We start from the raw sequence: 7647 nt of genomic DNA, 5'->3' as shown, positions 1-7647 counted from the left end.
GCGGCTCGCGCGCACGAGCAACTACCCTGTGAGGGCGGCCGCCAGCACCGGCCGCGGGCGAATGGGGAGGCGGCGCGGTGAGCGACCTGATCGACACGACGGAGATGTACCTCAAGACGGTCTTCGAGTTGCTGGAAGAAGGCATCCTGCCGATGCGCGCGCGCATCGCCGAGCGACTCGGTCACTCGGGCCCGACCGTCTCCCAGACCGTTGCCCGGCTGGAGCGCGACGGCCTCATGGTCGTGAGCGACGACCGGCACCTCGAGCTCACCGAGCTCGGACAGGCGCGTGCGATGCACGTCATGCGCAAGCATCGCCTGGCCGAGCGGCTGCTCGTCGATGTCATCGGCCTCGACTGGCCGCACGTCCACGAGGAGGCGTGCCGGTGGGAGCACGTGATGAGCGAGCAGGTCGAGCGCCGGCTGATCGAGTTGCTGGACCGGCCCAAGTACGACCCTTACGGCAACCCGATTCCCGGGCTCGACGAGCTCGGCGTCGACCCGGCCGCTGATGAGGCCGTGGTGAGCCTGGTCGAGGTCGCTCCGACCGATTCCGTGGAGCTGCGGCTGGTCCGTGTCGGCGAGCCGTTGCAGGTCGACGTCGGACTGCTCGCGCAGATGGAGGAGCTCGGCATCAGGCCCGGGGTCCTGGTGCAGGTGCGGCGCGAAGAGTCCGTGCTCGTGCTCGGCGTATCCGGCAGCCAGTCCGAGCTCGAGCTCGGCGACGACCTCGCCAAGCACCTGTTCGTCGCCGCGTCCTGACCGGTCTGGGGGCGACCCTCACCCTCCTGAGTGACAAATGTCACCCCGACCCACCCAGCCGACCGTGACCTGAACGTGACAATTCGCCGCATCGTCGGGTAGCGTGACAGCGCTCGCCGGATCCCTCCTCCAGCGAGTCCTTGATCCGGCGCCTAGCCCTGTCACCGGAACGAGGCCGTTCTATCCACACATGACAGGGGCGGAGGAACCACTTCCGGCGCTCCGGCGCCTTGGGGTGAAGTCCTCCCGGACCGGCTTCGGCCGGGCCGGCGGACCGGGTGTTCTCCCACCCGAACCCGACAGCTCACTTCGCAGGCGACAGGAGAGGTATCACGTGTCCCGTTCCACCTCCGCGAGGCATCGCTCGGCCGCTCGGCCGACGACCCCGCTCACCACGGTCGGTTCGACCCTCACCGGTCCCGCGGCTCGCCGTGCGGTTGTCGTCGCAGCCTCGTCCGGCATCGTGCTGACGCTCACCGCGTCCGCCAGCGTCGCCGGCGGCATCGACAGCTCCGCAGCACGCGGACCGGTCTCGATGGCTAACCTGACCACCGTCACCGACGACGACGACGCCATCGCGACGTCGCCGACCATCACGGTCGACGCCGACGCCGAGTGGGCCTTCTCGGCTACCGCCGAGACCGTCAGCTCCGAGCCGCCGCCGCCCCCGCCGCCCCCGCCGGTGGTGGAGCGCCCCACCTACGCGGGCACCACGACCACGGCCGCCGCATCGCGGACCAACGAGCGCACCGAGGTCGCAACCGCGAGTGCGCCCGCCAACCCGAGCGGCTCCACGATCGTCGACATCGCGCGACGCTACGTCGGCGTGCCGTACGTCCACGGTGGCGCGAGCCCCTCGGGCTTCGACTGCTCGGGCTTCACGATGTACGTGTTCGCCCAGGCCGGCATCAACCTGCCTCGGACGTCGTCCGCCCAGCGGTACGCCGGAACCGTGGTGTCCGCCTCCGAGGCTCGCCCTGGCGACCTCGTGTGGGCCCCCGGCCACGTCGGCATCTACACCGGCAACGGGAACCACATCGCTGCCCGCAGCCCGGGCACCGCGCTGTACGAGAGCGTGATCTACATGTCGAACCCGGTCTTCATCCGAGTCGGCTGATTCGCCTCATTCGTCACGAGAAGGCCCGCACCGGTCCCGGTGCGGGCCTTCTCGCGCACCGGGCGCTCCTCGCCTCGTGAGCCAGGACGCGCTACGATCGTTTCGATTTGTTGTGCAACCCGCGAAATAGAGGCAACGCAGTGACGCTCACCGCCACGATCCCGGGGTTCGACCCCACCCGACCCCGCCGTGCCGTCGTCGTCCGGGGCGGCTGGGACGGTCACCAGCCGGTCGAGGCGACCGACCGATACCTCCCGTTCCTGCGCGAGAACGGCTTCGAGGTGGAGGTCTTCGACAGTCCTGCGCCGTACGCCGACGCCGAGCGCATGGCGGCGACCGATCTGATCGTGCAGTGCAACACGATGAGCACGATCGAACGCGACCAGCTCAAGGGATTGATCGCGGCGGTCGAGGCCGGCACCGGCTTCGCCGGCTGGCACGGTGGTATCGCCGACTCCTACCGCAACAGCAGCGACTACCTGCACCTCGTAGGCGGCCAGTTCGCGACCCACCCGGGCAAGGCTCCCGAGGAGCGCGTGGGCGGCATGGAGGACAACTACGTGCCGTACACGGTCGAGGTCAGCGATCTCGGGCGCGAGCACCCGATCATGGCCGGGATCGAGCAGTTCTCGCTGGTAACCGAGCAGTACTGGGTGCTCGCCGACTCCTACATCGACGTGCTCGCGACCACCACGCAGAAGGTGCGCGCCTGGGACCCGTGGCACCGTGAGGTGCCGTCTCCGGCCGTCTGGACCCGGTTGTGGGGCAAGGGCAAGATCTTCGTCAGCACGCCCGGGCACCGGGTCGATGTGCTCGAGGACGAGACCGTCGACGTGATCATCAAGCGGGGGCTGCTGTGGTCGAGCCGATGAGGGTCGGCCTGCTCGGCGCGGGCAACATCTCCCGGCAATACCTGGCAGCGTTGCCACGGCTGTCCAACCTGCGGCTGGTGGCCGTGGCCGACGCGCTCGCCAGCAACGCCGATGCCGTGGCGCAGGCCCAGGGCATTCCAGCGCGAAGCGTGGACGAGCTGTTCGCGAGCGACGATGTGGACGTGGTGCTCAACCTCACCACTCCACAGGCGCACGCGCCGCTGACCATCGCCGCGTTGCAGGCGGGCAAGCACGTCTACCTCGAGAAGCCGTTCGCGACCTCGATCGAGGAGGCCGACGCGATGGTCGCGGCGGCCACCACGGCTGGGCTTCGGGTGGGATCGGCACCGGACACCGTGCTCGGCACCGGCACCCAGACCGCGCGCGCCCTCATCGACCGGGGCGACATCGGCCAGCCCGTGGCCGCCACGGCGTTCATGCTCGGGGCCGGTCACGAGTCTTGGCACCCCAACCCGGCGTTCTACTACGCGACCGGCGGAGGACCCCTGCTCGACATGGGTCCCTATTACGTGACCTCGTTGGTCACGTTGCTCGGGCCGGTCGAGTCGGTGACGGCGATGTCGGCGAGCCCGCGTGAGGTGCGGGTGGCACCCCAGGGTGCACCACGTGCGGGGGAGACCTTCCCCGTGGAGGTCGAGACGACCGTGAGCACGCTGCTGCGCCACGTCGGTGGGGCCGTGAGCACGCTCGTGGTGAGCTTCGACGTGGTCGCGAGCACCCTGCCCCGGATCGAGGTCTACGGCACCGAGGGGACGGTTGCTGTGCCCGACCCCAACACGTTCGGCGGCGAGGTCGCCCTCGGTCGCCAGCGCACCTTCGAACCGGTCGAGAACCTCGCCGGCTACCGGGATTCCGGCCGCGGGTACGGCCTGTCCGATCTCGCGCGCGCCCACGCGGCCGGAGAGCCACACAGGCAGTCGCTGGAGCTCGGCTACCACGTGAACGAGGTGCTCGAGCGGGTGCTGGAGTCGGCGGCCGCCGGTGCGGTGGTGCCGGTGCGCAGCCGCTGCGAGCGACCACAACCGGTGCCGCTGGGCGACGACCCCGCGGCGGTGTGAGCACAGGAACGGGACGAGGAGGTCACGGCATGGCACAGGACAACGTGCGGATCGCGATGATCGGGTACGCCTTCATGGGGGCCGCACACTCGCAGGCGTGGCGGAACGTGCACAGGTTCTTCGATCTGGCCGCGGATCCGGAGATGGCGGTGGTGGTCGGCCGCGACGGCGCCAAGGCGGCCGCCGCGGCCGAGCGGTTGGGCTGGCGCGAGTCAGCCACCGACTGGCGCGAGGTGATCCAACGCGACGACATCGACGCCGTCGACATCTGCACTCCGGGCGACACCCACGCCGAGATCGCGATTGCGGCGCTGGCCGCCGGCAAGCACGTGCTGTGCGAGAAGCCGCTCGCGAACTCGGTCGAGGAGGCCGAGCGGATGGCCGCGGCCGCCGCGGCGGCGCGTGCCCAGGGTGTGCGCTCGATGGTGGGTTTCAGCTATCGGCGCGTTCCCGCCGTCGCCCTCATGCGGCGGCTTGTCGCCGAGGGCGCGATCGGCGAGATCCGGCATATCCGCGGGCAGTACCTGCAGGACTGGATCACCGACCCGGAGTTCCCGCTCGTGTGGCGGCTGCGCAAGGACGTGGCCGGGTCTGGTGCGCTCGGCGACATCGGCGCGCACGTGCTCGACATGGCCCAGTTCGTGACTGGCCAGAGCATCAACGGCCTCGCCGCGCAGACCGAGACCTTCATCAAGAACCGTCCGCTCCCGGAAGGGGACGGCGCGCTCGGCGCTGCCACCGCCGGCTCCGGAGCAGAGACCGGCGAGGTGACGGTCGATGACGCCGCCGTGCTGATCGCCCGGACCGACGGCGGGGCACTCGCCACGTTCGAGGCGACCAGATTCGCGACCGGGCGCAAGAACCACATCGTGCTCGAGGTCAACGGGTCGGCGGGTTCGCTCGTGTTCGAGTTCGAGGACATGAACGGCCTGCGGTACTACGACGCTGCCGCCGGCGACCGTGCCGGCTTCACCCGGATCGACGTCACCGAGCCCACGCATCCCTACATCGACGCGTGGTGGCCGCCCGGCCACGGTCTCGGCTACGAGCACACGTTCGTCAACCAGTCCCGTGACTTCCTGCACGCGATCGCCTCGGGCGAGGACCCCAGCCCCTCCTTCGAGGAGGGTGCGGCGATCCAGCGGCTGCTGGCTGCTGTCGAGCGCAGCGCCGAGCAGAACGCGGGGTGGACGTCGATCTGACCGCTGCCTGAGCGGACCCGATGCGCTCGTGGGTCTCTCGGGGTGAACCGAGCGCGCGTTGTGGTGCCCGAGTGCCGGTAGACAAGGCACAATCGGGTCAAGAGTTGCCCACATGATGGCGGTGAAACGGTCATGACCCACGACAAGGTAGTGATGGCAGGCGTCGACGGATCGGCGCCGAGCCTGCACGCGCTCGACTGGGCGGCTGCGCACGCCGCGAAGATCGGGTGGCGATTGCACATCGTGTGTGCCTACGCGCTGCCGACGTTCGCGGCGGCCTCGCTCGACGGCGGCTACGCGACCCTTGACGACGCCGCGATCCGAGATGGCGCGCAGGCCGCTCTCGACGAGGCGGTCGCGCGGGTGGCCGCGTCCGGCGTCGAGGTGACCACCTCGCTCGAGACCGGTGACCCGGCAGGCGTGCTGGTCGAGGCGTCCAAGGACGTCTGCCTGGCGGTGGTCGGGACGCGGGGCAAGAGCGGGTTCGCCGAGCGCATCCTCGGCACGGTCTCCTCGGCGCTGCCTGCGCACGCGCACTGTCCCACCGTGGTGGTCCCGTACCGGGAGGGTGCCGAGCTGGCGATTCCGATCCGGCGGATCGTCGTCGGCGTCGATGGTTCTCCCTCCGCCAAGGGTGCGCTCGCGCGCGCCATCGAGGAAGCGACCGTGTGGGAGGCCGACCTCACCGCGGTGAGCGGCATCCCGATCGGCTCGGGCACCGGGCTGCTGGGATGGCTGCCCACCAGTGTGGACAGCGAGACGTTGCTCGCTGACTGCAAGGCGGGGCTCGACGTCACCGTGGACCGTGCACTCGAGGGCCGGGACCTGACGGTGCGGCGGCACGCGCTCGACGGCACCGGCTCGGCGCTGCTGGCGGAGTTCTCCACCGCCGTGGACCTGGTGGTCGTGGGGACCCGGGGTCGCGGGGGCTTCGCGGGCATGTTGCTGGGGTCGACGTCGCAGGCGCTGCTGCACCACAGCGCCTGCCCCGTGATGGTGGTGCCCACGCGCGTGCAGGACGAGGGGTTGCCTCCGATCGCCCCGTGGGCGAGCTGACGCTCAGGGTCGCAGCTCCAGCGTGCAGCACTTGGCGCCGCCGCCACCTTTGAGGAGCTCGCTGGTGTCGACGGGGATCGGGTTGTAGCCGCGCGCCTGCAAGGCCTCGGCGAGATCGCGGGCGGCGGGCGCGACGATCACGTTGGTGCCGTCGGAAACGGCGTTGAGGCCGAGAACCTTGGCATCGGCGTCGCTGGCGATGATCGCGTCCGGGAACAGGTGCTCCAGCGCGGACCGGCTGCCGGGGGAGAAGGCGGGCGGGTAGTAGGCGATGAGGTCGTCGTCGATCACGGCGAGCGCGGTGTCGAGGTGGTAGTAGCTCGGATCCACGAGCGTGAGCGAGACCACCGCCCGGCCCACGGCCTCCTGCAGCTCGTGGTGGGCGGCCACGCTGCTGCGGAACCCCGTGCCGGCGAGGATCGCCTTCGAGGTGACGAGCATGTCGCCCTCGCCCTCGTTGGTTGCGGTGGCCTCGACCGGCGTGAATCCCAGTTCGGCCAGCCGAGCGAGGTAGGCCGGTCCCTCCGCTTGCCGCTGTGGGTAGGTGAAGCTCGCGCCGTAGGCCACGCCGTCGACCACGGTGGCGCCGTTCGCGGCGTAGACCATGTCCGGGTAGTCGGGCAGCGGGTCGATCAGGTCTACCTGGTGGCCGAGCTCCAGGTAGGTGTCGCGCAGTGTCTCCCACTGCCGCATCGCGAGCTCGGGGTCGGTTGGTTCCTCGGGGTGCATCCAGGGGTTGATCTGGTAGACGACCGTGTAGTGCGTGGGTGGGCACATGAGGTAGTGGCGCACGGGCGGGTTCTCTTCTCGTACGGGGTGGCCGGAGCGCGGCCATTCTCACATCATGAGACGGCTCATCGAACCATGTGCGATCGCGGCGCGCCGGGGTGGCCGCGCGGCGGACGGTTCCGTGTCGAGGCGCGGACGAGCCGGTCGAACCGGGCGAGTGCCAGTCGGGTCATGACGCCGGTCGCTGCGGTCAGCGGGCGGGTGGTGAGCGGCTGTCCAGGAATCCGGATGTCCCGCTCGATCCAGTCCACTCGGCATGCGCCCTCGCTCAGTCGCGTCACGAGGATCTCGGCCTCGCCGTGCAGTGCCGGGCCCTGCTTGATCCATGTCGCCCGCCCGACGGCGTGACTCGCCGGGGGCTCGTACCTCACCAGTTCCATCGTGTCGATGATCAGGCCTGCTGTGGTCGCGACGACGACGTCCCCCACCCGCGGTCGCCGCGACGGCGCCTCGATCGTGGTGAGGGGGATCAGCCGCTCGTGGTTGCGCAGCGCCGTCAGCCGATCGAAGGCAACTCCCGCCGGGAGGTCGATCGTGCGACTCGTCACGGACTCCACCACGTGCTCAGCCTGGGACGGCGTGCACGCACGGGCGCGCAGACCTGTGAAGATGGGATCGTCCCCGGCCCCGTAGCTCTGGGGATAGAGCATCCGACTACTTAGCGGTAGGTCGATGGTTCGAATCCATTCGGGGGCACCACAGTGCTCGCGCCGCTCAGATCCCCGTGTCGACGAGCAAGACTCCGCAGAGGGTGGCGATCCAGAGCCAGCC

The 7647-nt window shown here is 70.1% G+C and carries 7 protein-coding genes, 1 tRNA gene, 1 pseudogene and 1 riboswitch; of the genes and pseudogenes, 7 read left to right on the top strand and 2 right to left on the bottom strand.

Annotated elements, in window-relative coordinates:
- Positions 1 to 77 precede the first annotated feature (77 nt).
- The 6 genes from ACOJSN_RS09075 (at position 78) to ACOJSN_RS09050 (ending at position 6087) form a co-directional block, all read left to right on the top strand.
- Entirely contained in the window at positions 78 to 761 is a 684-nt protein-coding gene (locus ACOJSN_RS09075; protein ID WP_420112174.1) for an iron dependent repressor, metal binding and dimerization domain protein, read from the top strand.
- 166 nt (positions 762 to 927) lie between these two features.
- Positions 928 to 1093, top strand: a riboswitch (cyclic di-AMP (ydaO/yuaA leader).
- Between the two features lie 2 nt (positions 1094 to 1095).
- Positions 1096 to 1878 carry a C40 family peptidase gene (locus tag ACOJSN_RS09070; RefSeq protein WP_420112173.1) on the top strand — a complete coding sequence of 261 codons (783 nt, stop codon included), beginning with the start codon at positions 1096 to 1098 and terminating at the stop codon, positions 1876 to 1878.
- A gap of 140 nt (positions 1879 to 2018) precedes the next feature.
- On the top strand, positions 2019 to 2750 hold the full coding sequence (locus ACOJSN_RS09065) for a ThuA domain-containing protein (protein ID WP_420112172.1): 732 nt from the start codon (positions 2019 to 2021) through the stop codon (positions 2748 to 2750).
- Positions 2747 to 3829: a Gfo/Idh/MocA family protein gene (locus ACOJSN_RS09060; protein WP_420112171.1), complete on the top strand. Its 1083-nt coding sequence runs from the start codon at positions 2747 to 2749 to the stop codon at positions 3827 to 3829. The genes ACOJSN_RS09065 and ACOJSN_RS09060 overlap by 4 nt, the downstream gene beginning before the upstream one ends.
- 29 nt (positions 3830 to 3858) lie before the next feature.
- Complete coding sequence (locus ACOJSN_RS09055) at positions 3859 to 5031, top strand: Gfo/Idh/MocA family protein (protein WP_420112170.1); 1173 nt, start codon at positions 3859 to 3861, stop codon at positions 5029 to 5031.
- A 132-nt stretch (positions 5032 to 5163) separates the two neighbouring features.
- On the top strand, positions 5164 to 6087 hold the full coding sequence (locus ACOJSN_RS09050; protein WP_420112169.1) for a universal stress protein: 924 nt from the start codon (positions 5164 to 5166) through the stop codon (positions 6085 to 6087).
- Positions 6088 to 6090: 3 nt separating this feature from the next.
- Here the strand turns inward: ACOJSN_RS09050 and ddaH are convergent.
- Positions 6091 to 6915, bottom strand: a pseudogene (ddaH, locus tag ACOJSN_RS09045) (dimethylargininase); the annotation flags it as partial.
- A gap of 26 nt (positions 6916 to 6941) precedes the next feature.
- A complete protein-coding gene (locus tag ACOJSN_RS09040; protein WP_420112168.1) occupies positions 6942 to 7526 on the bottom strand; it encodes a hypothetical protein in 585 nt (194 codons plus the stop codon).
- On the opposite strand from ACOJSN_RS09040, the gene ACOJSN_RS09035 reads away from it, so the two are divergent.
- Positions 7500 to 7575 (top strand) — tRNA-Ser (locus ACOJSN_RS09035). The genes ACOJSN_RS09040 and ACOJSN_RS09035 overlap by 27 nt on opposite strands.
- Positions 7576 to 7647 lie beyond the last annotated feature (72 nt).

The organism is Pseudactinotalea sp., assembly GCF_048594945.1.
Classification (GTDB): Bacteria; Actinomycetota; Actinomycetes; order Actinomycetales; family Beutenbergiaceae; genus Pseudactinotalea.
Note: the sequence above shows the minus strand (reverse complement) of the source record. Positions and strands in the feature narration are given on the sequence as shown.